Below are 26,126 nucleotides of genomic sequence, written 5' to 3'. Positions count from 1 at the left end.
GGGTTCAAGGGAGCCTGTTCCGAGTCCATGTCGCTCGCGCTTTCAACGCTGATCTATGAATGGCGTCGCTATATGGCGGCGGTCGTCGCGCTGGCCTTTTCCGGCCTGCTCGTGCTGGCGTTCGCCGGCATGTTCATGGGCATGGGCAAGTCGTTTACGGCCACCATCGACCGGTCCGGTGCCGATGTGATGATCCTGGCACCCGGTGCGACCCAGCTGTTCGGCGGCCCCTCCGGTGTGCCGCGCCGCCTGATTCCGATCATCTACCAGCACCCCGAGGTCGAGGTGGTCGACTATATCGACCTCTCGGGTGGTCGGTTTGAATCGATGGACCAGGCCGCCTTGCGGGCACCCGGCGCGACGCCGCCACAAGGCCAGCGGTCGGAATCGGTCATGGTCACCTCGATTGTGACCCAGCCGGGAAACCCGACTATTCCTGTCGACTATTCGGAGGCGCTGGTTGAGGCTCTGCGTCAACCCGATGCCGTGGTGCTGGACGAGACGGCGCTGACCCGCCTGGGTGTCCAGTTGGGCGATGAGGCGATCTACAATGGTCACCGGGTGCGGGTGGTCGGCGTGACGCGCGGCTATGCCAACTTCATGCAGCCCGGCATGGTGATGTCGCGCGATACCCTGCGACGCTATGGCGAGGCCTATAACGGGTCGCGTGTCGGGCCACTGATGGTTCGCCTGCGTGACCCGGCCCGTGCCGAGGTCGTCGTGGCCCAACTGAATGCCGGTGCGAACGGCCAGTACCGGGCCTGGACCCGCGCTGAGCTTTCGGCGGCCAACGAGGCCAGCATGTTTGAGGAGGGCATCATCGTGGTGATGCTCGGTTTCTCGGTGTTTCTGGGCGGGCTGATCGGCATCGCCATCACCTGGCAGACCCTGAGGGGGGCCATCCTGGCCAATATCAAGGAATTCGCCTCGCTGCGGGCTCTGGGCGTCGGCATGGGCTCGCTACGGCGCATTATCGTCGAGCTCAGCTTCTGGGTCGGCATTGTCGGGATCGGGGCCTCGTTCCTCCTGACCTGGTTGATCAGTCTCCTGGCCGGGATGTTCGGCCTGCCGATGGCCTTCCCCCTCCCGATGTGTCTGGCCGTCTCGGCCTTGTTGCTGATCATCGCCCTGTTGTCGGGCTTCCTGTCACTCGGGATGCTGCAACAGAGCCAGCCGGCGGACCTCCTGCGATGAGCACAAGCGCCAGCGGCAAACACGGCACCCCGGCTATCGAGGCCACCGGGCTGGTCAAACGGTTCAAGACCGGGCGCACCTATATCGAGGTGCTGAAAGGCATGAACTTCGACGCCACCCATGGCGACCTGACCATGGTGATGGGGCCGTCCGGCTCGGGCAAGTCGACGCTGATCGCTGCCTTGTCGGGTCTGCTCAAGCCGGATGAAGGGCGCGTCGACATTCTGGATGTCGACGATCTGTGGAAGAAATCTTCGGGCCGGATCGACCGTTTCCGCCTGGATCATTGCGGCTTCATCTTTCAGGGCTTCAACCTGTTTCCGGCGTTGACGGCGCTACAGCAGGTCAAGATCGTCCTCAAATATCAGGGACTGAGCCCGGCCGAGCAGGACCGGCGTGCGCGCGTGGCCCTGGAGGAAGTGGGCCTGGGGCATCGGATGAACCAGCGACCGGCCGAACTGTCCGGCGGTGAGAAACAGCGGGTGGCGATCGCGCGCTGCCTGGCCAAGTCACCTCAGCTCATCTTCGCGGACGAACCGACCTCGGCGCTGGACGGCGAAAACGGCCAGGTGGTGATCCGGCTTCTGCGCCGGGCCGCTGTCGAGCATGGCGCGGCGGTCATTTGCGTGACCCACGACCCCCGGCTCGAAGCCTGGGCCGACCGCGTGATCAAGATGGAAGACGGCTACATCCTTTCGGACGAAAAGCGCGTCCCCGACCCCAACCCGGCGCCGCTGGCGCACTGACCCTCAGGACTTGTTCGATGTTCGGCTTTCTCAAGCGCCCCTGGTTCTGGATCACCATCGTTGTCGTCGCGCTGATCCTCATCGGCGGCTTCATGTTCACGCAGGCCAACAAGGCCCGTCAGGCTGAGGTCGCGGCGGCGGCGGCCCAGGAGGTCGAGAGCCCCTATGCCGCCATCGCCAATGGCCGGGCCGACGTCGAGGGCGGGATTATCCAGATTGCAGCCCGCCGGGGCGGGGTGGTTCGCGAGGTCTATGTCCAGGAGGGCGACCGCGTCGTCTCCGGCCAGATCCTGGCACGTCAGGAAGACGACGAAGCGCGCCTGGCGGTGGATCGCGCTCGGGCTGAGGTGGTGCAGACGCAATCCCAACTGGGAAGCCTGCGGGTCAATCTGAATGCCGCCCGCCGCGAGTTGGCGCGCCTGGAAGGGCTGGCCCCGTCGAATTTCGTGGCGGCGCAGCGTTTGGACCAGGCGCGTGACACCGTGGCCTCGGCCGAAGCTGCCATGACCAACCAGGAAGCGGTGGTTTCCACCACCCAGGCGCGCCAACGCGAGGCGGAGTACAATCTTGAATTGACCATCATCCGGGCCCCCATGTCGGGACGGATCGCGCGCCGCTACGCCCAGCCGGGGGCGGGGGCTTCAACGCTGAACGTCTCGACCATGTTCGACCTGGAGCCGGACACCCAGCGCATCGTGCGGGCCGAGATCGTTGAGAGTGACCTGCCCAATGTCAGCATTGGCCAACAGGTTGAGATCACGCCGGAGAACGATCCGACGCGCGTGTTTGTCGGGCGTGTCATGCGTCGGGCCACCATGTTCGGTGCACGCCAGCTGGCCTCGGATACACCCGGTCAGCAGACCGATGAGCGCGTCGTTGAAGTGGTTGTCTCAGCGGATGATGCGACCTTGCTGATCGGCCAGCGCGTGCTGGTCAAGTTCATGCGTCCAGGGGAAACCGCCGGCGCGGCCCGCGAATCCTCACCCGGCGTCGGTCCCGATCAGGCCATGCAGCGGCCGCAGCGCGCCAACTGAACCTAGACCGGCAGCACGTTGCGCTGGCGCGAATAGCTCATCGTCCCGACGTTGGCTCCGATACGAAGGCCGACGCCGGCGCGGATGGGGGCCAGGACGATGCCATCCGCCTGCTGGTAGTTCACGCCCATCCCGCCGATGAGATAGGCGGAGCCTTCGACGCCGGGGTAGCGCCGATACAGCATGTCGGGATGGTACAGATTGTAGACCAGGGTAAAGACCCGCGCGACGTTGCCGCCGAAATCCCAGCCGATCGAAAGACCCTGCCAGAACACTTCCTGGGGGGCCGGCCGGTCCTTCATGTACAGGAGGCCCTGGCCGTAACGCGCGCCGATCGCGAGCGCACCGGCACCTTCCTCACCGGCAATGTAGCCGGTCGGTGCATCCCCCTGGTCGAGGAAGACGCGCTCGATCGCCCCGCCGAGGGCTTCGGCGGCGACGCCGAGGAAGTTGGAACCCGCCGCGACCAGTTCTTCCTGGGTGTAGGTCGGTTGCGGCGCATCATTGGGGCCGGGTCCCATCCCTGGTTGGGTCGGATAGCCGGGGCTGGGTTGCTGGGTGGCCGGGCCTGAGGCGCATCCGGTGGCGGTGGCGGCGGCAAGCCCCGAAAGGATGAGGTTACGGCGATGCATGTGGAGCTCCCGTGGTCTTGCGAATCACATCTGGAATGACTTTGCCACAACGTCTCGCCTGTTTGGGGCGGGTTTGGGGCTTCGGCTCCATTCAGGCTAAGATGCCGCACCGGGTTTGAGAGGGCGGCGTGAGCGACATCAAGGGCGTTATCCTGGCGGGGGGCAACGGTACGAGGCTCCGCCCCGTGACACTTGCCGTCTCGAAACAACTCCTGCCGGTCTATGACAAGCCGTTGATCTATTATCCGCTGTCGGCCCTGATGCTGGCGGGTGTGCGCGACATCCTGGTGGTGACCCGGCCCGATGATCAGGCCGCGTTTCAGGCGCTGCTCGGCGACGGCACCCGCTTTGGCGTGAATTTCTCCTATGCCGGCCAGCCAGAACCCAAGGGCATCGCGCAGGCCCTGACGATCGGGGAAGGGTTCATTGCCGGACAGCAGGTGTGCCTGGTGCTGGGGGATAACCTCTTCTATGGCGGCGGTTTCACCGGCCTGCTGCGCCGGGCGGCCGAAAAGACGGATGGCGCGACCGTCTTCGGCTATGAGGTGCGAGAGCCCCGCCGTTTCGGGATTGTCGAGCTGGATCGCGACGGGCGGCCGGTTTCGATCGAAGAAAAGCCGGCCCAGCCCAAGTCAAACCTGGCGGTCACGGGCCTGTATTTCTACGATGGTGACGCCTGCCGGATTGCGCGCGAAATCAAGCCATCCGGGCGGGGCGAGGTCGAAATCACCGACGTCAACCGGGCCTATCTGGAAGCCGGCAAGCTGGATGTTGTCACCTTCGGGCGTGGATTCGCATGGCTGGATGCCGGAACCCACGACAGCCTGCTAGAGGCCAGCCATTTTGTACAGACCATCGAGCACAATCAGGGCCTCAAGATCGCCTGCCTGGAAGAGATCGGCTGGCGGAACGGCTGGTTGTCAGACGAGGACCTTAGCCATAGAGCCCACGACCTCGGCCCTGGTGCTTACGGCGAATATCTGCTGCGGCTGCTCAAGGGCGGTTAGGGCTCAGTGCTTGTCCGTCTTGGCGCTGAGCCAATCCATCAGGGCCAGAAGCACACCCGACACAACGAAGGTCAGGTGGATCACCACGCCCCAGAAGGCCTCGTCAGGATTCAACTCGTAGCCGGCCCGCCCAATGTTCATGAACGTCTTGAGCAGCTGGATGCCGGAGATCGCCACAATCGAGGCGATCAACTTCATCTTCAGGCCAGAAAAATCGACCGTCCCCATCCACGGCGGGCGGTCCGTCTCACTCTCATCGATATCGAGCTTGGAAACGAAATTCTCATAGCCCGAGAACATCACGATCAGCAGCAGATTTCCGGCCAGCGACAGATCCACCAGCGTCAGCACCGCAAGGATGCCGTCATTGGCGGACATCGAGGCCCCGTCAAACGCCAGGATCTGGGGGACGTAGTAGATCAGCTCCTTGACGAAGATGACCAGCAACAGCGCCAGCGCGATGACAAGACCCAGATAGAAGGGAGCCATCAGCCAGCGCGAGCGGAACAGAGCGCGTTCGAAGGCGGTTTCCAACGGCGGCTTGCTCGACATATCTATCCCCTCAGGCTGGCACCGAGCTTGGCGGCGGCAGCGACGATACGATCTGACAGGGCGTCAATCTCTGCCTCGGTCAGGGTGGCGTTGCGCGGCTGGATGGTCACCTCGACCGCCAGGGATTTCTGGCCGTCGGGCACGCCTGTGCCGGTATAGACGTCGAACACCCGAACATCTGAGATCAGTTGTTTGTCAGACCCCGCGACCGCGCGTGTCAAATCACCCGCTGCCAGTCCGGCATTGACCACAAAGGCGAAGTCACGCGACAGCGGCATCAGGGTGGAAAGGTCGAGCCGGGAACGCGCCTTGGTGGCCCGGGCCTTGGATTGGGGTAGGGCTTCGACGTCGATCTCGAAGCCCAGCATCGGGCCGTCGGCATCCAGGGTCTTGAGCGCGCCGGGGTGGATCGCGCCAAACTCGGCGATCACGGTCTTGGGGCCGAGTTGCAGCCGGGCCGACTGCCCGGGATGCCACCAGGTCGAGGTGTGCCCCTGCACGAGCTGGAGCGCGCTGGTCGAAACGCCCAGAGTCTCAAGCAGGACGAAAAGGTCGGACTTGAGGCCGAACAGATCATCGCCCGTGTCGCCATCCCAGCGGCGCGGGGCGTGCGGCGCGACCAGGCCGGCGATGACGGTCCGCTGGTCGCCCGGCTGGTCACCCCGGTAGATCGGGCCGATCTCGAACAGGGCGAGGTCGGCAAAGCCCCGATCTGCATTGCGGGCGGCTGCCTGGATCAGGTTGGGGAGGACCGACGGACGCATACAGTCCAGATCCGAAGCGATCGGATTGTCCAGAACGAGGGCCTCTGAGCCCCCGCCGAAGGCTTCGGCGATGTCCTGCCGCGTGAACGACCAGGTGACGGCCTCGGCCCAGCCGAGCCCGGCCAGGATGCGGCGTGCGGCCCGGATGCGGGATTGACGCGGACTGAGAACCCCGGCGGTGGGGGCACCCAGATCCGGCAGAGGCGTGGACGGCAACCAGTTGAAGCCGTTGATCCGGGCGACCTCCTCGACCAGATCAGCCGGCCCGTGGACGTCGCGCCGCCAGGTCGGAGGCGTGACCCGCCAGGGTCCATTGTCGTACGCCACTTCAAAGCCCAGGGCGCTCAGAATGGTGTGAATGCGGACGGTTGGTAGTCTCAGGCCTGTGAGGCGTTCGACCAGCGCCGGATCGAAGTCGAACGCGGCCGGCGGTGCCGGGGGGGTGCCGACGACGGTGATCTCAGACGCCTCACCGCCACATAGCTCCAAAATCAGAGCGGTCGCCTGTTCAAGGCCGGCGACGGCGGAATGGGTGTCGACCCCGCGGGCAAACCGGTACTGGGCATCCGAGGTGATCCCGAGCTGACGTCCGGTCTGGGCTGTTGCGATGGGGTCGAACCAGGCGCTCTCAATGAAGACGTCGGTGGTGGTTTCGTCGCATCCGGTAGATTCGCCACCCATGACGCCACCCAGGCCGATGGGGCGTTCGCCGCCGGCGTCGGCGATCACGCACATACGAGGGCCGGGCGCATAGGTTTTGCCATCCAGAGCGATCAGGCGTTCCGGCTCACCCGTATCGGTGGCGACCTGGCCACCGCGAACGACGATCTGATCTCCGACCAGCTTGGCCTTGTCATAGACATGCAGGGGGCGCGCCTGATCGTAACAGATGAGATTTGTCACATCGACCAAGGCGTTGATCGGCCGAAGCCCGATGGACCTCAGACGATCCTGGAGCCAGTCGGGCGAGGGACCGTTGCGAAGACCACGGATCAGCCGACCGGCAAAGACCGGGCAAAGTTCGGGAGCCTGAAGCTCGACGCGGATCGGGCTGGCGTAGCCGCCCGCAATGGACGGGGTCTGATGCGAGATCAGCAAGCCCTGCCCAGCGGCGTCGAGATCACGCGCGATGCCGGCGACACCCAGCCAGTCGGGCCGGTTTGGGGTGACCTCAAAATCGATGACCGGTTCAAGGCCGAAGACGTCTGCGGCGGGCGTGCCGACCTTGAGGTCGCTGTCCAGATCCAGGATGCCGTCTGACGCCCCGTCCAGCTCAAGTTCGGCGGCTGAACACAGCATGCCGTTGGAAACTACGCCGCGCACGGGCTTCTCGACCAGCGTCACGCCCAGCCCAGGCACATAGGCCCCGATCGGCGCATAGATGGTCACCAGTCCTGCGCGGGCATTGGGGGCACCGCAGACAATCTCCTTCATGCCGTCGACTGTCTCGACCTGGCAGACCTGAAGACGGTCGGCGTCGGGGTGGCGCGCTGCCGAAACGATGCGGGCCACGGAGAAGGGCTTGAGCCGCTCGGTCGGATCGATGACCTCCTCGACCTCCAGTCCGGCCATGGTCATGGCGTCGGCAATCTGGCCGATACTTCGATCGGTCCTCAGGTGCCGCTTCAGCCAGGATAGGGTGAACTTCATTCGCCGGCGTCTCGGGTCTTGGCGGAGGCGTCCAGAACTTGAATCATCTGGTCAATGAAGGCGTCAGGTCCGGTGTAGCCGACGGCGAAAAACGTACAGTCCTTGAACAAGCAGTTCCGAACCCCGATGGCACCGGTCACTCGGTTCTTGGCCATGGGCATGACAAGCAGGCTGCGCGGATCATCGCCGCGAACACCAAGATTGCAGCCGTCAAAGTTGACGCCCGCCAGGGCCAGAAGAATGGCGGGCCCTTCAATAACGCAGCCGGTGAAGGTCTTGTTTTCGATGATCGGCTGGCGCGTCGCCATCAGATTGGCCCTGAACACTTCGAACAGGGACAGGGCCACGCCGTCGAAATGAGCGACGTTATAGTCCTGACAGATGGGGGGCGTGAAACGCTCGGTCGGGGTCATGGTGTGTCTCAGCTTAGGCCGGCGGCGGCGCTGGGCGCCTGGACGGCCGAGAATCCAAAATGAGCGAGCCAACGCACATCGGCGTCGAACATCGGGCGAAGGTCGGGGATGCCGTATTTCAACATCGCCAGCCGGTCCACACCCATGCCGAAGGCAAAGCCCTGCCATTCGTTGGGGTCCAGGCCGGCGGCACTCAGGACATTGGGGTGCACCATGCCGCAGCCCAAGATCTCCATCCAGCTGTCGCCCACATTGAGCTTCAGTTCGCCGCCGGAGCGGTCACAGCGGATGTCCATCTCGGCGGACGGTTCGGTGAACGGGAAATGGTGGGGGCGGAACCGGGCTTCGACCCCGTCCAGCTCAAAGAAGCGGGCGACGAAGGTTTCCAGGGTCCATTTCAGATGGCCCATGTGGATGTCACGGTCGATCACCAGGCCTTCGACCTGATGGAACATCGGCGTGTGGGTGGCATCCGAATCCTTACGGAAGGTCCGACCCGGTGCAATAACGCGGATCGGCGGTTCCTGACCCGACGCAATCCACGGTGCGCCGGGTTTGTCGTTGGTCCGATGCATGGTGCGGATCTGGACCGGCGAGGTGTGGGTCCGCAGGACCTTTCGCTCACCCGTCTCAGGATCAGGCTTGAGGAAGAAGGTGTCGTGCATTTCGCGCGCCGGGTGGTCGGGCGGGAAGTTCAGGGCGGTGAAGTTGTGGAAGTCGTCCTCGATGTCCGGGCCTTCGGCGACGGCGAAGCCCATCTCGGCGAAGATCGAGACGATCTCGTCCATCGCCTGCATGGTCGGATGCACCGACCCCTTGCGACGCGGCGGGGCGGGCAGGCTCAGGTCGACGGTTTCGGCAGCCAGGCGCGCGTCCAGCTCGGCGGCCTCCAATGCAGCCTTGCGATCGGCCAAGGCCACGGTCAGACGATCACGCAGGCCGTTGATCAGGGGGCCCTGGATGCGGCGTTCATCCGGTGACAGGGCTCCCATGCCCTTGAGCAAGGTGGTGACCGAGCCGGACTTGCCCAGCGCGGCCACGCGCACCTCTTCGAGCGCAGCGGTCGTGTCCGCAGCGTGCATGGCATTGGTGAGGTCAAGTTCGAGCTGGGCGAGATCCGTCATAGCCCGGACCCTCTAGCGGGCCAGAGCGCATTCGTCACCCACCCAGGTCGAGAATGGCGGGTTCAGTCTTCCAGAACGAAGGAGATCTTCATATTGACCCGATACTCGCTGATCTTTCCGCCCGAAACGACGACCTTCTGTTCCTGAATCCAGGCCCCGGCGACATTGTTCAGCGTTTTGTCGGCTCGGGCGATGCCCTGCTTGATCGCGTCCTCGAAGCTGACGGTTGAAGATGCGGTGACTTCAGTGACCTTGGCGACGCTCATGGCGGTTCTCCGGTTGGGGGTGGAAAGACAACGCAAGCGTAGCCTTGGGGTTGCGCCCTTTTCAACCAGAGGATCGATTATCCTGAGGTCTGTCGGTTCTCGGCGTAATCGACGACCCATTGAGGCGTATCGGGTTCCGGCTGAAAGGGCACCCCATCGGCCAGGGCCCAGCGGTGCAGCCAGGAGACGCCGTTGGCCCGGGTCCATCCGTCGGCGCGGCTGTAGACGGAATGAGACACGGCCTCTTCGAGCGGAACAAAGCGATAGCCGCGCGCCATGAACAGCGCATGGATCGCCGGGTACCAGGCCTGATTGAGGCTGTTGGCATGCAGCAGCAGCACCTGTGGCGGCTCGGCCCCGCCCGCCAGAAGGGCTGAGTAGGGCTCGACCACGTCCAGGACAGCGGCCATGTGTGCGACATAGGCCTCGCCGATCCGCGCCTGCATGGCCTCATCTCCTTCGGATTCCGCGCGGCGATAAGCCTGGCCGAACCGCCAGTCTTCGTTGTCGATGGTAACCGGCGCGACGCGATAGCCACGCGCGGCGATCCCGGCCTCCAGAGCGGCGCGCTTCTCAGGGGTTTCGCCGGTGAACAGGAACGGATGACGAAACCAGATCAGATCGCGCCCATGCGCCGCCAGCAGCGGTCGGGTGACGTCGTCGCCCCTATCCACGTCCGCCAGATAGGCTTCTGGCGTCGACCGGTGGATGTTGATGTGGCTGAAGGTGTGGTTGCCGAGGTCGACGCCGGCCTCAAGCCAGAGCGTCAGGATGCCCCGCAAAGCCTGCTCGCGGGTTTCGTCGCACATCCGCCCCTCATTGACGAAAGCAGTCGCATGGGTGTCGAGCGGGGCCAGCATGGTCAGGAAATCGGTCGTGAGCCGACGGACATTGTCCGCATCGCAAAGACCTTCGGGCGTGGTCTGGAACGGCAGGTCGTCAAAGGTGACGGCGACGCTGCGCGTCTGGCTGAGCGCCGGGCCGGCGAGCATTGCGGCGGCTGCAGCGATGAGACTGATCAGGCGCATGGTTCCCCCTCGGTCGAGGCGATGCTAGCGCAGGCCGCAAACGAAAACCGCCCGATCCGGTAGCCGGAGCGGGCGGTCTGTTGTCGCAGGTCGCTTGGCGCTTACTTGAGCGCGGCGTTGACCTTGTCGGCGATGGCCTTGAAGGCGGCGCTGTCGGCAGCGGCGGCGGCCAGAACCTTGCGGTCCATCTCGATGCCGGCCTTGTTCAGGCCGTGGATGAACTGCGAATAGGTCATGCCATGTTCGCGGGCGGCGGCGTTGATGCGCTGGATCCACAGGGCGCGGAAGTTGCGCTTCTTGTTGCGGCGGTCGCGGTAGGCGTACTGACCGGCGCGGTCAACAGCGGCCTTGGCGGCGCGGATGGTGTTCTTGCGGCGGCCGTAGAAGCCTTTGGCCTGCTCCAGAACTTTCTTGTGACGGGCGTGGGACGTAACGCCCCGGGTGACGCGAGCCATTGTTCTCTATTCCTTCAAACTGATGTCAGATCCGATGCCGCGCTCACGCGTACGGCATATAGGACTTGATCTTCTTGGTATCGGCGTCAGCCATGACTTCCGTGCCGCGGTTCTGGCGGATGTACTTGGAATTGTGGCTGATCAGGCGGTGACGCTTGCCGGCGACGCCGGCCTTTACCTTGCCCGAGGCGGTCAGTTTGAAGCGCTTTTTGGCGCCCGACTTGGTCTTCAGTTTATACCCAGACATTTCATCGCGGGCTTTCGCCCGTCCTCTTTGTGAGACAAGAGCCGCCCAGGCATGTCTAGGGCCCGGCGGCTCGGAAGCCGGCGCTGATACGCCAAAGCATCGGGAAAGGCAAGCGGAGTCTAGGTTTGGTCCGCTGGCACCGAGGCATGGGCTCGCAAGAAGGCCCGTCCGGCATTCAGCGCCATGATCGCGGCGGGAATGGCGAACAAGGCCCCGATCAGGAACGGCCAACTTGGCCCCAGGCCCGAATAGATGGCGCCGGCCACGATCGGGCCGAGAATGCGGGCGATGGATCCGGACGCCATGTTCAGCCCCAGCATCTGGCCTTGGCGGTCAGGATCGACCGATCGCGAGATCAGGGCCGAGACATTGGGCATGGTCAGAGACATGCCGAACGCCGTGAAGGCTGTGATGACGGGCACGATCCAGTCGTGACCCGTCATCAGACGGGCTGCCACGACTTGGGCCACCAGTGAAACCCCGAACAGACAGGCCCCAAACGCCAGCACATTGGCCTCCCCGAACCTGCGCGCGAGGCGACCGGTCAGAAAGGCCTGGCTGATGACCGAGACGACGCCGACGGCCATGAAGTTGAGCCCGACCTCACGCGCGTGCCAACTCCAGGCATCTTCCGCCCACAGGGCGAATGTGGATTCCATGCCGGCAAACCCCGCCATGAAGATCAGGGTGACAAGCAGGACACGGCTGACGACCGGGTTTCGCACGGCCACCTGAAGTCCGGCCAGGAACGGTTCACGCGGCGTTGCGGGATCGGCCTTGGCGCGGCTCTCCTTGAGAAAGACGACCACGCCCACCGCTGCGAGCGCCGCCATCGCTGCTGCCAGATAGATGGGGACGACGAAGCCCTGATGGCCGGCCGCCTCGTCGACGAGCAGGCCGCCTAGGCCCGGTCCGACGATGAATCCCAGCCCAAAGGCCGCCCCGATCATGCCCATCCGGCCTGCGCGCTTCTCGGGGGGCGTGACGTCGGCGACATACCCCTGAACCGTAGAGATGTTTCCGGCCCCCAGGCCGGTGAACAGGCGCACGGCGATGGCGGTCCAGATGTCCGGCACAAAGGCCAGCATGAGATAGCCGAGGGCATTGGCCAGAAGGGTCATCAGCAGCACCGGCTTGCGACCGATCCGGTCGGACAGACGTCCCCAGAAGGGCTCGGCGAAGAACTGACCCAGCGAATAGGCGGCGAAGAGCAGGGTGATCTGCCACGGCTCGGCACCGAGACTGGTTCCGAAGAACGGCAGCAGCGGCACGATCAGGCCGAACCCAACCAGGTTGATGAACACCACACTGAAAAGCACCGCGAGGGCGGCGAAACTGGAGGGTGCGGGAGATTGGGGGGGCGTCATGGCGGCTCCTTAGACCGGATGGCGACCAGGGGCGAGACTTGCGTTTGCGCGACGTGGGATCGGCGGTCTAGGCTCGCCCGCGAGGGACGGAGGGCAAATGGGCGCGCATGCTGCAATCAGCCTGAGACGCTGGGTGTTTGATCGGCTTGATCCCTCGGCGCGGCCCGGGGGTCTGTCGCTCGCCAACAAGGTGCTGACGATCGCCATCATGCTTTCGGTCATGTCCGCGATTCTGGAGACAGAAAGCTCGGTCGCGGCCCGATTTGCGACAGCCTTTGGCATTTCCGAGGTGATCTTCACGGCCCTGTTCCTTGCGGAATACGTTGTACGCATCTGGATCGCCCCGGAAGATCCGCGCTATGCCGAGCCGTTTTGGGGGCGGCTGCGATGGATGATGACGCCGACGGCCATCATCGACGTGGTGGCTCTGGTTCCGGCGCTGATCTTCGTGGGGGCGGGCCCCGTCTATATTCTGCGGCTGTTCCGGCTGGCGCGTATCCTGCGCATCGCCAAGCTCGGCCGGATGTCGTCGGCCATCTCGTTGATGGGGGACGCCATCATGGAGCGCCGGTTTGAGTTGCTTCTGAGCCTGGCGGTCGCGCTTGTGCTGCTCGTGCTCAGCTCGACGGCGATGTACTTGATGGAAGGGCCGACAAACCCTGAAGCCTTCGGGTCAATCCCGCGGGCAATGTGGTGGTCGATCGTGACCCTGACCACGATCGGCTATGGTGACGTATTCCCGGTGACCCTGGGCGGGCGCATGGTGGCCGGGGTGACGGCTATTTGCGGGATCGGCCTGATCGCCGCCCCGACCGGCATTCTGTCTGCAGCCTTCTCAGATGCCCTGGCGCGTCGTCGGCGGCTCCGAGACGGTAGCAGCGGCGACTAGCTGCACAGGGGCGTGTGCGAGCCGTCCAGGTGCAGGTGATCACGATGGGCCGAGTTGTACTCCGGTCCCAGAACCGTGCCGAAGATGTCGCACGCATCGGTGCGGATGCGGCGCAGGAAGCGCGCCTCGGGTGTACTGGCGCGGGCCAACGGAGGACCGAAGAGCGGAGGAAGGGCTCCCTGGGCCTCGCGCTCGAGCCGGGCGGCGCGGGAATCAGCACGGATTGGCCCCCAGCCTCCGGCGACGGTGATCCGCCGCCCGTCCTCGAGGCGAATGGCCGGGATGTCCAGGGCATTGCCGCTGGCATGTTCGCTGGGTTGCGTCGACGGGTCGGTTGAGCCGTTGATCCGGCGGCAGGCATAGCCACCGGCCTCGACCCCGGCGACGGGAGAGCCCAGAATTTCCTCGGCTGCGGGGCGCAGGCTCTGACGTTCCCAGATGACGTAGCGAATGGCCAGGGGGCACCGCATGACCAGGCCCTCGGGACGCAAGGGGGTGACCTCGCCCCCGGTGATCCGCACCGCGCCCTGAATGACGCAGAAGCCTCCGTCATCAATATCCGCGACGCGCTCGACCTCAACGCCCGCTTCGCGCAGCGTCTGCATGCACCGCGCGGTGTCGGCGTCGATGCGGGATTGGTTGGTGGTCCGGTAGGGAAGGTCGAGGTCTGCGATCTTGGCCGCCGTCGTCACCCCGACCGGCTGGCCGAGGTCGAGCCGTGTCCACGGCAGATGTTCCGAGGGAACCCAGCCGTCCAGAACCGCCAGGGCAAAGGCCCCGACGATGACAGCCTGCCAGAGCTGGACCCAGAGGTCGGCGAGGATTTGGCGTTTTCCCGGGTCGTTCGGGGGGCGTCTCATAATGGTCTACAACGCCCCCGCCTCGATTTGGCGCCCGATAGATCAGGCAAGGAACCGTTCGATCAGGCTTCGCGTCAATCCTTGGATAGCCGACTCGGCCGGGTCTGCGGCGTTTGCGACACAGATGAGCGTGGTCGATTTCGCCGGAACAACGACCGCTCGCGCCAGCCACAGGGTGTTCGAGCCATCATGGGTGAGGGCCGGCGCGCCGCCTGTCCAGGCCGGGCCGGTGATGACGCCCCAGCCACAGGCATAGGCTGGGGAACCCTGGGGCCCGGGTGCCGTCAGGACCGCCAGGCTATCGGCGGACAACCAGCCATCGCCGCCCCTCAGGAAGACCCGAAGGAAGCGGGCATAGTCCTGCAGGCTGGCATGTACCGTTCCGGCCGGGCCGAGGGCGGGCGGATTGTCCGAGCCACGCACGGCGGGATCTTTCGGGCGTAATCCGGCTCCCTGGTGGCCCCAGGCATTGTCGCCGGTCGGTGCCCCAAATCCAGCTGACGTCAGGCCCAGAGGCTCGAAGACCTCCTGCCTCAAGGTTGTTTCCCACGGCTCCCCCGTGAGCCGTTCGATGGCGGCACCGGCCAGGATGTAGCCGGCATTGGAATAGGCGAACCGATCGAACTCTCCCGCTGGTGGCGCGCCCAGGACCGTTCGGGCCAGGCTGGATCGCAGTTCGCTCACATCTGCGTCGCCCCAGGCCGTCATCATCCACACGGGCATGACTGCGGGATCAAGAACCCCGGCCCGATGCCGGAACAGGTGCCCGATCGTCACGGCGTCCCAGGCGGGGTCGACGGTCAGATCTGCGAACAGGTCCCGCAAGGGGGCGTCCCAGCTTGCCCGCCCCTGCTCGACCAGACGGGCGTACAGGGCTGCGGTCATGGCCTTGGTATTGGAGCCCAGATGCCAACGGTCGGTTGAGGTCACCGGATCGGAGCGGCCGGACTGTCGCACGCCGGTTACGCCGAGCCACGCGATCCCGTCTGGCGTGACCACCGCCCCACCGAGCGCGGGGATACCTGCTTCGCTCCGTAGGTGATCGAGTAGGTCGGCCATGCCGTCGGTATCAGGCTGGGCCTGTACGGCTGAGGCCACGCCAGTGGCGGCAGCGGCAACCAGGAGGGCTCGGCGGTTCATGGCCATAGCCTGAAGCCCGCCGGCCGTTACGGCAATAAAAAAGGCCGGCGTTGCCGCCGGCCTTTCAAGCCCCTTTGCCCCTGAAGCGGGATCAGACGGCGGCGGTTTCCGCCTGCTTGGCCTTGATCTGGCGCTTCAGCTTCTGTGCCTTCGGCGACAGCTTGTCGTCCGAAGCCTTGACGATGAACGCATCCAGGCCACCCTTGAAGTCCAAGGTGCGCAGGGCGGCGTTGGAAATACGCAGACGCTCCGACCGGCCCAGGGCCTCGGAGTGCAGTGCCACCGACTTCAGCGACGGCAGGAAGCGGCGCTTGGTCTTGACGTTCGAGTGGCTCACGCTGTGGCCCGTCATGGGACCGATGCCGGTCAGTTCGCAGCGGCGCGACATCTCGGTAATCCTTGTCAGAGTTGGCGTCCCGACCGAAACCGGAGCGCGGAAATGGGAACGCGCGGGCATTCGACCCGCGCGAGAGGCGGGCATATAGACGGGATGGCCCTTTGGCGTCAAGGCGCAGGAGTCAGGTTCTGACCCATTCAGGCCGTATTCACAGGGCCCTATATAGAGATCGCCCTCCCTTCCAGCGAACCTACTGATCATGCTTCGTCGTCTGTTTCTTGTTGCTGCTGTCGCCACGCCGTTTCTGGCGCTGACGGCCGCCGCCCCCCACGCCCAGAGCACTGAAACCATCCTGCCGGGCTATTGGGAGTACACCAGCCAGATTCGTTTCGGCGTCTCTTCGACGGATACCGAGAACCGCTGCGTGCGGCAGAACGAGATCAATCGTTTCTTCAACGGGCCGTCGAACCGGCACTACACCTGTGACTACCCCACGCGCGTGGTCAACAACGGCCAGATGCGCTTCGAAGGCACCTGCCGTGACCGTCGCGGGCGGGAGGTGGGCGTGGTCGCCACGGGCACCTATTCCCCGACTCAGTTCCAGATGCGGGCCGAGCTCGACACGCGGGTGTTGGGGATTTCGGTGCGGCCGACTGGAACCATCCGGGCGCGTCGACTGTCGGCGAGCTGTCCGTCCTAACGACGTTTCGCTTCGATCACGTCCCACAGCAGGGCGGCGGAATTTGCCCCACCGAACTGTTTGAGTTGCTGGGCCCCGGTGGGGGAGGTGACGTTGATCTCGGTCAGATAGCCGCCGATGACGTCGATGCCGACAAACATCAGGCCTCGCCGGCGTAGCTCCGGGCCGATGGTGGCGCAGATTTCGAGGTCGCGTTGCGACAGTTCGGCCGGTGCGGCGGTGCCGCCGACGCGCAGGTTCGAGCGGACGTGGCCCTTGGGCGGGATGCGATTGATGGCCCCCGCGACCTCGCCGTCGACCAGGATGATGCGCTTGTCGCCTTCGGACACCGCCGGGATGAAGGCCTGCATGACCAGCGGATCCCGGTTGATGGCCCCGAAGGTTTCCACGAGCGATTCGAGATTACGATCATCGGCCTTCAGCCGCATGACGCCGGCCCCGGCAGCGCCGTGCAGGGGCTTGAGCACCACATCACCGTGGCGCTGGTGGAAATCGGCCAGGATGTCAGGGTCGCCCGAAATAACGGTTGGCGGTTGCAGGCCGGGAAACGCGGTAACGAACAGCTTTTCAGGCGCGTTCCTGACCTCGGCGGGGTCATTGACCACCAGCACCTTGGGATGGACCGTTTCGAGCAGATAGGTCGCGGTGACATAGGCCATGTCGAAGGGCGGGTCCTGGCGCATCAGCACCACGTCGAAATGGTCGGCGACCTTGAGCGTTTCGGCCTCACCCAGCGTGTAATGATCGCCTTTGACCGCTCTGAATTCGAGCGGACGGGCTCGGACGAACAACTCACCGTCCTCCAGCGCCAGATTCTCGGGCCCGTGATGCCAGAGCCTGTGGCCACGCCTTTGCGCCTCCATGGCCAGCATGAAGGTGGTGTCCGCCTCGATGTTGACGGTCTGAACGGGGTCCATCTGGACGGCGACATTGAGCATGATGGCTATCTGGGCCGGTGTCCGTCGGGGTGCAAGCGGGTCAGGGGGTGATGCCGGTGTCGAGATGGCGGAAATGACGCGGAAGTCGGCCGGGCGAAAAGGCAAAAAGGTCAAGCCGCAGGTCCAGACCGGCGAAGGCGCGTCGGCTCTGGATCAGGGCCTGGCCGGCCTGAAGCAGACGCTGACGCTGATCGGGGCCGAGCGCCTCCAGCCCCGCTTCGGGCGTCGCGCGGCGCTTGACCTCAACCAGGACGAGGGCGCGACCTTTGCGAGCCAGCACGTCGATCTCGGCCCCGCCTGTCTTCAGGCGAAAGCCGAGGATCTGATAGCCCTTCAGCATCAGCAGCGCGGCGGCAATCCACTCGGCCCGATGACCCTGACGATGCGCGCGGGCACCCAGCTGTTTGCGCCAAGGTCGCGGCGGGGCGGTCATTCGCTCTTGAAGGCAACGGCGCGGCGATAGAGGTCGCGGCGGTTCAGACCGAGCTGGCGGGCCACCTCGGCGGCGGCCTCGGACGGGCTGAGGGTCTTCAGCGCGAGGCGAAGGGCCGCATCCGCGTCCGCTTCGGTGGCCACCTCTGTGCGCGCGGGGCCGATGACGACGACGATTTCTCCCTTGGGGCCCAGCAGGCGCGGGTCGGCGGTGAGGTCGGACAGGTGGCCGCGCACGCTCTCCTCATGCAGCTTGGTCAGTTCGCGACAGACGGCGGCGGGGCGGTCGGGGCCGAAGACGGTGGCCATGTCGTTGAGCGACGCGGCCAGGCGCGGGCCGGTTTCGAACAGGACCAGGGTGGCCGGGGTCTGGGCCAGCTCCTCCAGGCGGGTGCGGCGTGCGCCCGACTTGGGTGGGAGGAAGCCGGCGAACAGGAACCGCTCCGTCGGCAGGCCGGCGATCGACAGGGCGGCCAGGACGCTGGAGGCTCCGGGGATGGGATGGACCGGAAAACCGGCCTCGGCGGCGGCGCGGGCCAGCGACTGGCCGGGGTCGGAAATCAGCGGCGTGCCGGCGTCGGAGACCTGGGCGATGATCTGGCCGGCCGCCAGGGCGTCGAGGACGCGGGCCTCGACCTCGGTGGAGACGTGCTCGTCATAACGCTGGAGCTTCTTCGACAGCCCGTAGGCGTTCAGCAGCTTGGCCGTGACGCGGGTGTCCTCGGCCAGCACCAGATCCGCCGCCTCCAGCACATCGAGGGCGCGCAAGGTGATGTCGCGCAGGTTCCCGATTGGTGTGGCGACCAGATAGAGGCCCGGCGAGACGGGCTTGGGTGGCGGCGGACTGAAGGCCATGGGCGCGGTATAGCGGGGGTTGGGCCTCTCTGACGATAGCTGACGCGCTCTTGGCGGCGGAACGCCCGATCCCATCTGCCCTCTTCAAGCGCGAGGAGGACGACATGGGCATGCTGATGGAATTCAAAGCGACCTGTCCGGTCGATGGCACGACGTTCACCTATATGAGCACGCCGAGCTATTCGGTGTTCGGGCGTGCCCTGGACGGTTTGCCGCACGGATCGTGGATCTTTCCGTTGCGCCTGCCGCAATGCCCCGCCTGTCGGTTCCCGGCGACGTTTCGCGATCTGGAGTCGGTGGAACGGACACGGGCACAGGCCCTTATCGCGAGCGAAGCCTGGACGGAGGCGGGTGAGGAAACGCCCTATTGGCGCCTGAACCTGGCGGAGGTTGCTCTCGGGCGTGCGACCGACTGGACGCGCATCGACCGTATGCTGCAGGCGACGTGGGAGTGCTATGGCGACCCGGCGCGCTATGGGCGGTACGCGGCGCAGCTGGGTCAGGCGATGGATGAGATCGCCGCCGATTTGAAGCCCGAAAAGGCTGAGGCCTGTGTGGTGCACCAGGTCTTTGTGGCCAATGTCGAACGACAGGCGGGCGACTTCAAACGGGCGGCGGCGCGGCTGGATCAGATCGACGCCGCGCGCGCGGTCGACGCGGGCATGGACGAGCGCATCGCCTTGACCCGCGGCCTGATCGCCAACGGCAGCCGCCGTCAGCAGTTTCTCGACCGCTGACAGGGCCGGATCAGACCAGCAAGGCCCGGATCACAGCGTCCAGCACCTTGCGACCGCGCGGGGTGGCGGACAGGCGGTTGGCGCTCAGCTCAAGGAAGCCATCCGCGACCAGCGAGGCGATGCGGTCTGACAGGTCCAGCGGTGCGAGTGCGGATACGGCGACGCCCTCGGTCGTTCGCAGGCCGAGCATCAATCGTTCCTCAGCGGCCTCAAGGGGGGACAGAGGCTCCGCTTCGGCCCAGCCCACTCCGGTCTGGTCGACTGCGGCGACATAGTCCGCAATGCGGCGATGGGCGACGGTCGTGGTCCGGGCCTCGTCGAGGTTCAGCCGCCCGTGCGCGCCAGGCCCGATGCCGAGGTACTCGTGGCCGCGCCAGACGTGGAGATTGTGGACCGATTGCGCCGCCGGGCCGCGCGCGTGGTTGGACACTTCATAGGCGTCGAAACCGGCGTCGGCGAGGGTGGCCTGGGTCAGGTCGTAGAGGCCTTCTTGCGCGTCATCGTCGGGCGGGATCAGGGCTCCGCGCTCATAGGATTTACCGAACGCCGTGCCGGCTTCAATGGTCAGCTGATAGGGCGAGATGTGTTCGGGACCCAGCGCGATGGCCTCGGCCAGCTCGGCACGCCAGGCGGCGGCGGCGGCGGTCTGGTCGGGGCGCGCGTAGATCAGATCGATGGAGACGCGACCGAAGGTGCTTTGGGCGGCCTCGACGGCGCGCCGGGCCTCAGCGGCGGAATGGTCGCGACCCAGGAACCTGAGTGCATCGTCGTTCAGGGATTGCACGCCGAGGGACAGGCGGTTGACGCCCGCTTCGGCGAAGGCGCGGTAGCGAGCAGTCTCGGCGTCGGTGGGATTGGCCTCGAGGGTGATCTCGACCGGATCAACCGTCGGGAAGAGGCGCTGCGCCGTCTCGATCAGACGGGCGGCTCCCTCGGGCAGCATCAGGGACGGCGTGCCGCCACCAAAGAAGATGGAGGCGAGCCGACGCGGGCCGAGACGCTCGGCCTGGACCTGCAGGTCTGCGACCATGGCATCGATGAGCGTGGCCTTTTCCGTCTCGCGACCCCGCTCGCGCACGACATTGAAGTCGCAGTAGGGGCAGATGCGGGCGCAGTAGGGCCAGTGCAGATAGACCGCTACGGGGGCCGGCTCAGTCAATCAGGGCGGCCTTCAGCTGGGTGAAGGCGCGGGTGCGGTGGCTGATGGCGTCCTTGGCGGCGGGGTCCATCTCGCCAAAGGTTTCCGCGCCGCCCTCGGGCAGGAAGACAGGATCATAGCCAAAGCCGCGGTCGCCGCGCGGTGGATAGACGAGGGTTCCCTCCACAGTTCCTTCGACGGCGAAGACCGAGCCGTCCGGCCAGGCGACGGCCAGGGCGCAGGTGAACCAGCCGGAGCGGTCCTCTGCGTCGCCGAGCTCGTCGTGGATGCGCGCCATGGCCGGGGCGAAGTCCTTGCCTGGGCCGGCCCAGCGGGCGGAATAGATGCCGGGTGCACCGTCCAGCGCGCGAACCGACAGGCCCGAATCGTCGGCAAGGGCGGGCAGGCCGCTGACGACGGCGGCATGGCGGGCCTTGAGCACGGCGTTGCCAATGAAGGTCGTTTCCGTCTCGTCCGGCTCGGGCACGCCGGCCTGATCGGCCGTCAGAACGTCGAAGTCACCGCCGAGGAGTCCGGCGATCTCGCGGGCCTTGCCGGGATTGTGGGTCGCCACCACCAGGCGCGACCCCTTGAGCAGTCTGGGTTTCATCACCGCGCCTTACAGGCGATTCACATATTGCGAAAGTTTAATATCGAAAAACGATAATTGCCTTGATCGTTTTTCGATATGCCCATATTGATTATCGGCAAGGACGGGGCCGCAGCCGTTCGACGGACCGAGGGAAGACCCCGGCGCTCAGATGCGGCGAACAAGGGCCAAGGCCCAGGACAACGGAGAACGACAATGCAAACGATGAACGCGTCCATCTGGATGGAAAAATTCGGCCTGACGGTGATCAATGCAGTGATGCTGGCGGGCCTGCCGCTGGGGCTGGTGGCCGCGCTGATCCAGAGCTTCTAGATGCGGGCCTTGCGTCGCACCCTGGGTCATCGACTATATCCCGACTGCGGACCGTCTCGTGTAGGGGCGGGTTCGCAGACGGGATCGGTCCCCGTGCGGCCTGAGGGAGACTAACCTGATGCGAGCTCTCGGACCGGGATCGGTCGCCAGCCTTCTGAAGGTCGCGCTGGATGTCGCCTACTGGGCGCTTTGGCTGGGACTGGCTGTCGTTGTGGCGGTGTTTGTGGTCAGCTTCTTCGTCCCGCTGGACCGGTTTGATGTCACGCTTGATGGGCCCGACGGCCCCATCGATGCGCCGCTTTCACGGGCCTTGATTGTTTATGCGCTGGCGTTTGTCGTGGCCAATATCGGGGCCTCCCTGTTTATTCTTCGTCGGCTTAGGCAGGTCTTCCTGACGTTGGCGGCCGGCGAGCCATTTGACCTGGAGAATGTGCACCGGCTCAGGCTGATTGGGTTTGCCATGACCGGCGTGGTGCTCATGCAGCTGGCCTTCCGTCCCCTCTTGTCGGTGATCTATCCGCAGTCGGATGTAAGGTTCGATGTCGGGGATCTGATCGTGCCCATCTTTTCGGTCCTGACGATTTTTGTGTTGTCGGAGGTGTTCCGGGAAGGGGCCCGTCTGCGTCACGAGCAGGAGCTCACCATCTGATGGCGATCCGCGTAAATCTGGACCGGATGCTGCTTGAACGGCGGATGTCACTGACCGAGCTGGCGGACCGGGTCGGGGTGACCCTGGCCAATCTGTCGATCCTGAAAACCGGCAAGGCGCGCGCCGTGCGCTTCTCGACCCTGGATGCCCTATGCCGCGAACTGGACTGCCAGCCGGGTGACCTGCTGGCCTATGAACCCGGAGCCTCTGAAGCCGGGCTCGATGACACCGAAGACGCGGCCTGAGCGTGGCCCGGCGGTCGCTGACGCGCGAGGATCGGCGACTTTGGGCCCGGGTTGAGCGAACGCTCGACAAGGCACGGCCTGAACGCTCCGAGCCCGCGGCGGAGCTCGAAGCGGAAGCGGTGCCTGGGCCCAAGCCTCCACCTAAATTTGTAAAACCCTTGAAACCTTCCGTGTTGGCACCTGCCGCGCCGCCGGCGCGACAGCTGCCACATGCCGCGCCGCAGGAACTGGAACCCCGCCGTCACCGCCGATTGGCGCGCGAGCGCGACCCGATCGAGGCTCGCATCGACCTGCACGGCCTGTCGCGGTTTGAGGCCCAGGATGCCTTCACCGCCTTCGTCCTGAGCGCCCACAGACGTGGATTTCGGGCGGTACTGGTGGTGACCGGCAAGGGTTCGCGCGGCACACCGGGCATCATCCGGTCATCCGTTTCAGACTGGGTGGCGCATCCGCCGCTGCGAGCTATCGTGTCCGGCATCGCCAACGCGCACCGTAAACATGGCGGCGAGGGCGCGCTGTATGTCACGCTCAGAAGAAGGGACTAGGGATTGGGTACTAGGTTCTAGGGACGTCACCACCCCTGGAACCTAGCCCCTGAAACCTCCCCTAGCTGGTCGGGAAGCCGCGCGTACGAAGCAGGGCCGTCACATCCGGGTCGCGACCGCGGAAGTCACGATAGGCCTGGGCCCGGTCGGTGGTGTTGCCTGGTGCCAGGATGATTTCCTTGAAGCGACGCGCCGTTTCGGGATCGAACGGATCGCCCGCCTCCATGAAGGCCGCCCAGGTGTCGGCGTCCATCACCTCGGACCAGAGATAGCTGTAGTAGCCGGCCGAATAGGCGTCGGACGTGAACAGGTGATTGAACTGGGGCAAGCGGTGCCGCATCACGATCTCGCGCGGCATACCGATCCGCGTCAGGCTGTCACGCTCGAACGCATCCACATCGGTGACCGGTTCGGTCCGGTTGTGCAGGTCCATGTCGACCAGGGCCGATGAGAGATAGCTGACGGTGGCGTAGCCCTCGGCAAAGGTCGAGGAGGCCTCGATCTTGTCGAGCAGTTCCTGTGGCATGGCCGCGCCGGTTTCGTGATGGCGGGCGAACTGATCCAGGATCGGCTGGGTCAGCACCCACTTTTCGTGAACCTGCGACGGATATTCGACGAAGTCGCGCGGCACGCCGCCCAGGCCCGGATAGGTCACGTTCGACGACAGATAGTGCAGGGCGTGGCCGAACTCGTGGAACAGGGTCTGGGTGTCGTCCAGCGAGATCAGCAAGGGCTCGCCGTCCGGGGCCTTGATGAAGTTGTTGTTGTTGGACGCCAGGACGTTCTCGGCGTGGCCGTTCAAGTTCGAGCGGCTGCGGTAGGTGGTCATCCACGCCCCGGACCGCTTGCCCGAGCGAGCGAAGTCGTCCGAATAGAAGATGCCGATGTGGCGACCGGATGCCTGGTCGGTGACCTCATAGGTCTTCATGTCGGGGTGGAAGACCGGAATGGTCCCGTCGGGCAATTGGGTGAAGACCATGCCGTACAGGCGCTCGGCCATGTAGAAGGCCCCGCGCTTCATCGAGGTCAGTTCGAAATAGGGCTTCAGGTCGTTCTGATCGAGGTCGTAGCGAGCTTTGCGGACCTTCTCGAGATAGTACAGATAGTCCCAGGGCTCGATGTCGTGACCGGCGACACCGCGCATTTCCGCCACTTCCTCTCCGACACGGGCGACGGCCGGCGGCCACACGCGCATCATCAGGTCCATGGCGGCCTGAGGCGACCCCGCCATGGTGTCCTGCATGCGCCAGTGGGCGTGGGTTTCGAAACCGAGCAGGCGCGCGCGCTGGGCCCGCAGGTCAAGGATCTGGGCGATGGTGGCGTTGGTGTCGTTGCCGTCGCCGTTGTCACCGCGATTGACGAACTTGCGCCAGATCTCCTCACGCTTGGCGCGGTTGTCGGCGAAGGTCAGGAAGGGATCGACAGCCGAGCGGGTATTGACGATGACCCAGCCGTCCAACTCCCGGCTGCGCGCAGCTGCCGCGGCGGCGGACTTGTTGGAATCGGGCAGACCGTCGAGGTCTGCCTCGGTGGTGTAGTGGGTGATCAGCTGCTCATCGGCCACGACCTTTTGCTGGAAGGCGGTGAAGGCGTTCGACAGCGCCTGGTTGATGCGACCAAGCTCTGCCTTGCCGGCGGCGTCGAGCGCAGCGCCATTGCGGACCGAACGCTCATAGGAGCGCCGTGTCAGGCGCGCCTGTTCGGGGGTGAGGCCGGCCGCCGCAGCCGTCTCATGGACATGACGGATGCGCTGGAACAGGGCGTCGTTAAAGGTGATCTCATCCGACACCGCCGCCAGAACCGGCGACATTTCCCGGGTCAGGGCCTGGTACTCTGGCGTGCCGATATTGCCGCCCATGACGCTGTAGATCGAACTGGCGCGGCCCAGATGCTCACCCGACAGCTCGATGGCCAGCATGGTGTTTTCAAAGGTGGCGGGCTGGGGATTGTCGACGACCGCGGCGACTTCGGCGCGCAGGACATCGATGCCCTTGTTCAGGGCGTCGCGCAGAAGATCCACCGAAACCTGGTTCCACGGGGGCACGCCCTGATAGGGGCCCGGCCAGGGATCGGCCAGCGGATTGCCGGTGAGAACAGGCGAGGCCGACGCCATGTTCGTCGCCCGTTCGGTCCCCGCCGTGGTGGCGCAGCCGGTGGCGGTCACGGCGAGCACGCCGGCGCTGGTGATGATCATCTGACGTCTGTTCATAGGGTTCCCTCAGGCCGCGACCCCGTTTCGCCGGCACGCCGGAAAAGGGCCATTTCAACTGACCCTAGCCGGTCGGGACCACGGCGTCACCTGAACGCGGTGTAATCCGTGTGGGTCGAAGTCTGGGCGATTTCACCCCAACCGGCCCTCCCATCCGGCTCCAATCCTCGCTAGAAGCGCCGATCATGGCGATAGGTGTTTTCGATTCCGGGGTGGGCGGCCTGACCGTGCACCGCAAGCTGGTGGACCGCTTCCCGCAGGCGGACTTTGTCTATCTGGCTGACCAGGCCCACGCGCCCTATGGCGGGTTGGGCGGCGAAGAGATTGTCGACCTGACCCGAACGGGGTGCCGACGGCTGTTTGAAGCCGGGGCCGATGTTGTGGTCCTGGCGTGCAACACGGCCTCGGCCATCGCCCTGCGACGGCTTCAGCAGACCTGGCTGCCTGAGTACCGGCGAGAGGTCGGTCGAGCCCTGAATGTCCTGGGTATCATCGTGCCGACCATTGAGGCAGCGACCGGGCGCGGGTGGGATCAGGGCCCGCCGCTGGACGGGAAGATCGAGAAGCTCGAGGTGCTGGGAGTCTTCTGTACCGCCGCCACAGCAATGAGCCAGGTCTACGAGATCGAGGTCCAGAAGCGCCGCGAGGATCTGGCGGCCTTTTCCGAGCCGTGCCCCGGACTGGCGGGTCTGATCGAGCTGGGGGCTCCAGTAGAGGAGCTCAAGGTGGTCGTCGGCGACCATGTCGACGCCCTGCGCCGGAGGATTGGGCGCTATCCAGACAAGGCGATCCTGGGCTGTACCCACTATGAGATCGTTGCGCCGCTGTTCGAGGCGGCTCTGCCGGAGGGGACGACCCTGATCCACCAGCCGTCGGCCACTGCGGATGCGCTGGAACGGTATTTCGGACGGCATGGCGAGTACGACCTCGGCACGGCGGGGCGGCGCGAGTTTCTGACGACCGGCACACCGGGGCGGCAGTCGGATCTGGTGTCTCAATTCTGGGGCGCGCCGGTGACGTTCGAAGCGGCTTGAAGCCGCATCGGTTTTGA

The 26,126-nt window shown here is 65.3% G+C and carries 30 protein-coding genes; 11 read left to right on the top strand and 19 right to left on the bottom strand.

The annotated features are described in order from the left end of the window. Positions 1–27 precede the first annotated feature (27 nt). Genes G391_RS0101865 through G391_RS0101855 form a run of 3 tightly spaced genes read left to right on the top strand, consistent with a single transcriptional unit; the run spans position 28 to position 2,974 of the window. Complete coding sequence (locus tag G391_RS0101865) at positions 28–1,194, top strand: ABC transporter permease (RefSeq protein ID WP_029086004.1); 1,167 nt, start codon at positions 28–30, stop codon at positions 1,192–1,194. Continuing rightward, entirely contained in the window at positions 1,191–1,940 is a 750-nt protein-coding gene (locus tag G391_RS0101860) for an ABC transporter ATP-binding protein (protein WP_029086003.1), read from the top strand. The genes G391_RS0101865 and G391_RS0101860 overlap by 4 nt, the downstream gene beginning before the upstream one ends. 17 nt (positions 1,941–1,957) lie before the next feature. Further along, the gene (locus G391_RS0101855) at positions 1,958–2,974 is read left to right on the top strand and encodes an HlyD family secretion protein (protein ID WP_029086002.1); all 1,017 of its coding nucleotides are present in this window, start codon (positions 1,958–1,960) and stop codon (positions 2,972–2,974) included. Positions 2,975–2,976: 2 nt separating this feature from the next. Here G391_RS0101855 and G391_RS0101850 read toward each other — a convergent pair whose 3' ends face one another. Next, positions 2,977–3,606: a DUF1134 domain-containing protein gene (locus G391_RS0101850; protein ID WP_029086001.1), complete on the bottom strand. Its 630-nt coding sequence runs from the start codon at positions 3,604–3,606 to the stop codon at positions 2,977–2,979. Positions 3,607–3,743: 137 nt separating this feature from the next. On the opposite strand from G391_RS0101850, the gene rfbA reads away from it, so the two are divergent. After that, a complete protein-coding gene (gene rfbA / locus G391_RS0101845) occupies positions 3,744–4,613 on the top strand; it encodes a glucose-1-phosphate thymidylyltransferase RfbA (protein ID WP_029086000.1) in 870 nt (289 codons plus the stop codon). Positions 4,614–4,616: 3 nt separating this feature from the next. Here the strand turns inward: rfbA and G391_RS0101840 are convergent, their stop codons facing one another. The 9 genes from G391_RS0101840 to G391_RS13540 form a co-directional block, all read right to left on the bottom strand. Next, the gene (locus G391_RS0101840) at positions 4,617–5,165 is read right to left on the bottom strand and encodes a TIGR00645 family protein (protein WP_029085999.1); all 549 of its coding nucleotides are present in this window, start codon (positions 5,163–5,165) and stop codon (positions 4,617–4,619) included. A gap of 2 nt (positions 5,166–5,167) precedes the next feature. Next, positions 5,168–7,579: a phenylalanine--tRNA ligase subunit beta gene (pheT, locus tag G391_RS0101835; protein WP_029085998.1), complete on the bottom strand. Its 2,412-nt coding sequence runs from the start codon at positions 7,577–7,579 to the stop codon at positions 5,168–5,170. Continuing rightward, positions 7,576–7,992 carry a hypothetical protein gene (locus G391_RS15020; RefSeq protein WP_051257052.1) on the bottom strand — a complete coding sequence of 139 codons (417 nt, stop codon included), beginning with the start codon at positions 7,990–7,992 and terminating at the stop codon, positions 7,576–7,578. The genes pheT and G391_RS15020 overlap by 4 nt, the downstream gene beginning before the upstream one ends. 8 nt (positions 7,993–8,000) lie before the next feature. Continuing rightward, the gene (gene pheS / locus G391_RS0101825) at positions 8,001–9,116 is read right to left on the bottom strand and encodes a phenylalanine--tRNA ligase subunit alpha (RefSeq protein WP_029085997.1); all 1,116 of its coding nucleotides are present in this window, start codon (positions 9,114–9,116) and stop codon (positions 8,001–8,003) included. A 62-nt stretch (positions 9,117–9,178) separates the two neighbouring features. Further along, complete coding sequence (locus tag G391_RS0101820) at positions 9,179–9,382, bottom strand: dodecin family protein (RefSeq protein WP_029085996.1); 204 nt, start codon at positions 9,380–9,382, stop codon at positions 9,179–9,181. A gap of 77 nt (positions 9,383–9,459) precedes the next feature. Beyond that, positions 9,460–10,410: a polysaccharide deacetylase family protein gene (locus G391_RS0101815; RefSeq protein WP_029085995.1), complete on the bottom strand. Its 951-nt coding sequence runs from the start codon at positions 10,408–10,410 to the stop codon at positions 9,460–9,462. A gap of 101 nt (positions 10,411–10,511) precedes the next feature. Further along, positions 10,512–10,865, bottom strand: a complete 354-nt coding sequence (gene rplT, locus G391_RS0101810) for a 50S ribosomal protein L20 (protein ID WP_029085994.1) — start codon at positions 10,863–10,865, stop codon at positions 10,512–10,514. A gap of 43 nt (positions 10,866–10,908) precedes the next feature. Further along, on the bottom strand, positions 10,909–11,112 hold the full coding sequence (gene rpmI, locus G391_RS0101805) for a 50S ribosomal protein L35 (RefSeq protein WP_029085993.1): 204 nt from the start codon (positions 11,110–11,112) through the stop codon (positions 10,909–10,911). A 119-nt stretch (positions 11,113–11,231) separates the two neighbouring features. Beyond that, positions 11,232–12,479, bottom strand: a complete 1,248-nt coding sequence (locus G391_RS13540; RefSeq protein ID WP_051257051.1) for an MFS transporter — start codon at positions 12,477–12,479, stop codon at positions 11,232–11,234. Positions 12,480–12,576: 97 nt separating this feature from the next. On the opposite strand from G391_RS13540, the gene G391_RS0101795 reads away from it, so the two are divergent. Continuing rightward, on the top strand, positions 12,577–13,368 hold the full coding sequence (locus G391_RS0101795; protein WP_035303469.1) for an ion transporter: 792 nt from the start codon (positions 12,577–12,579) through the stop codon (positions 13,366–13,368). On the opposite strand, the gene G391_RS0101790 is transcribed toward G391_RS0101795, so the two are convergent. The 3 genes from G391_RS0101790 to rpmB form a co-directional block, all read right to left on the bottom strand. Further along, positions 13,365–14,228, bottom strand: a complete 864-nt coding sequence (locus tag G391_RS0101790) for an extensin-like domain-containing protein (RefSeq protein ID WP_035303467.1) — start codon at positions 14,226–14,228, stop codon at positions 13,365–13,367. The two genes, G391_RS0101795 and G391_RS0101790, sit on opposite strands and share 4 nt — an antisense overlap. A 42-nt stretch (positions 14,229–14,270) precedes the next feature. Continuing rightward, positions 14,271–15,368 carry a serine hydrolase domain-containing protein gene (locus G391_RS0101785; RefSeq protein WP_169719085.1) on the bottom strand — a complete coding sequence of 366 codons (1,098 nt, stop codon included), beginning with the start codon at positions 15,366–15,368 and terminating at the stop codon, positions 14,271–14,273. A 91-nt stretch (positions 15,369–15,459) separates the two neighbouring features. Continuing rightward, on the bottom strand, positions 15,460–15,756 hold the full coding sequence (gene rpmB, locus G391_RS0101780; protein ID WP_029085989.1) for a 50S ribosomal protein L28: 297 nt from the start codon (positions 15,754–15,756) through the stop codon (positions 15,460–15,462). 208 nt (positions 15,757–15,964) lie between these two features. Between rpmB and G391_RS13535 the strand changes: the two genes are divergently transcribed. After that, positions 15,965–16,405: a DUF3617 domain-containing protein gene (locus G391_RS13535; RefSeq protein WP_051257050.1), complete on the top strand. Its 441-nt coding sequence runs from the start codon at positions 15,965–15,967 to the stop codon at positions 16,403–16,405. Here G391_RS13535 and gshB read toward each other — a convergent pair. The 3 genes from gshB to rsmI are packed head-to-tail and all read right to left on the bottom strand — an operon-like array spanning position 16,402 to position 18,630. Continuing rightward, the gene (gshB, locus tag G391_RS0101770) at positions 16,402–17,346 is read right to left on the bottom strand and encodes a glutathione synthase (RefSeq protein WP_029085988.1); all 945 of its coding nucleotides are present in this window, start codon (positions 17,344–17,346) and stop codon (positions 16,402–16,404) included. The genes G391_RS13535 and gshB overlap by 4 nt on opposite strands. Positions 17,347–17,383: 37 nt before the next feature. Then, positions 17,384–17,776: a YraN family protein gene (locus G391_RS0101765; RefSeq protein ID WP_029085987.1), complete on the bottom strand. Its 393-nt coding sequence runs from the start codon at positions 17,774–17,776 to the stop codon at positions 17,384–17,386. Further along, positions 17,773–18,630 (bottom strand): 16S rRNA (cytidine(1402)-2'-O)-methyltransferase, encoded by an 858-nt coding sequence (rsmI, locus tag G391_RS0101760; RefSeq protein ID WP_029085986.1) that lies wholly within the window; start codon positions 18,628–18,630, stop codon positions 17,773–17,775. Before rsmI ends, G391_RS0101765 begins: the two co-directional genes overlap by 4 nt. A gap of 104 nt (positions 18,631–18,734) precedes the next feature. Here rsmI and G391_RS0101755 point away from each other — a divergent pair, with 104 nt between their 5' ends. After that, complete coding sequence (locus G391_RS0101755; protein ID WP_156893820.1) at positions 18,735–19,367, top strand: hypothetical protein; 633 nt, start codon at positions 18,735–18,737, stop codon at positions 19,365–19,367. Between the two features lie 10 nt (positions 19,368–19,377). On the opposite strand, the gene hemW is transcribed toward G391_RS0101755, so the two are convergent. Next, entirely contained in the window at positions 19,378–20,526 is a 1,149-nt protein-coding gene (hemW, locus tag G391_RS0101750; protein WP_029085984.1) for a radical SAM family heme chaperone HemW, read from the bottom strand. Beyond that, positions 20,519–21,115: an RdgB/HAM1 family non-canonical purine NTP pyrophosphatase gene (gene rdgB, locus G391_RS0101745; protein WP_029085983.1), complete on the bottom strand. Its 597-nt coding sequence runs from the start codon at positions 21,113–21,115 to the stop codon at positions 20,519–20,521. The genes hemW and rdgB overlap by 8 nt, the downstream gene beginning before the upstream one ends. Positions 21,116–21,545: 430 nt before the next feature. On the opposite strand from rdgB, the gene G391_RS0101735 reads away from it, so the two are divergent. From G391_RS0101735 to G391_RS15380, 3 genes are all read left to right on the top strand, one after another. Continuing rightward, entirely contained in the window at positions 21,546–22,076 is a 531-nt protein-coding gene (locus G391_RS0101735; protein WP_029085982.1) for a DUF2975 domain-containing protein, read from the top strand. Next, a complete protein-coding gene (locus tag G391_RS0101730; protein WP_029085981.1) occupies positions 22,076–22,321 on the top strand; it encodes a helix-turn-helix domain-containing protein in 246 nt (81 codons plus the stop codon). Before G391_RS0101735 ends, G391_RS0101730 begins: the two co-directional genes overlap by 1 nt. A gap of 158 nt (positions 22,322–22,479) precedes the next feature. Further along, positions 22,480–22,866 (top strand): Smr/MutS family protein, encoded by a 387-nt coding sequence (locus G391_RS15380; RefSeq protein ID WP_245572015.1) that lies wholly within the window; start codon positions 22,480–22,482, stop codon positions 22,864–22,866. Positions 22,867–22,927: 61 nt separating this feature from the next. On the opposite strand, the gene G391_RS0101720 is transcribed toward G391_RS15380, so the two are convergent. Continuing rightward, on the bottom strand, positions 22,928–25,075 hold the full coding sequence (locus G391_RS0101720; protein WP_029085979.1) for a M3 family metallopeptidase: 2,148 nt from the start codon (positions 25,073–25,075) through the stop codon (positions 22,928–22,930). 185 nt (positions 25,076–25,260) lie between these two features. Here G391_RS0101720 and G391_RS0101715 point away from each other — a divergent pair, with 185 nt between their 5' ends. Further along, positions 25,261–26,109, top strand: a complete 849-nt coding sequence (locus G391_RS0101715) for a glutamate racemase (RefSeq protein ID WP_029085978.1) — start codon at positions 25,261–25,263, stop codon at positions 26,107–26,109. The last annotated feature ends 17 nt before the right edge of the window (positions 26,110–26,126 follow it).

It is taken from the genome of Brevundimonas aveniformis DSM 17977 (assembly GCF_000428765.1).
Classification (GTDB): domain Bacteria; phylum Pseudomonadota; class Alphaproteobacteria; order Caulobacterales; family Caulobacteraceae; genus Brevundimonas; species Brevundimonas aveniformis.
This window is presented reverse-complemented; position numbering and strand designations above follow the sequence as displayed.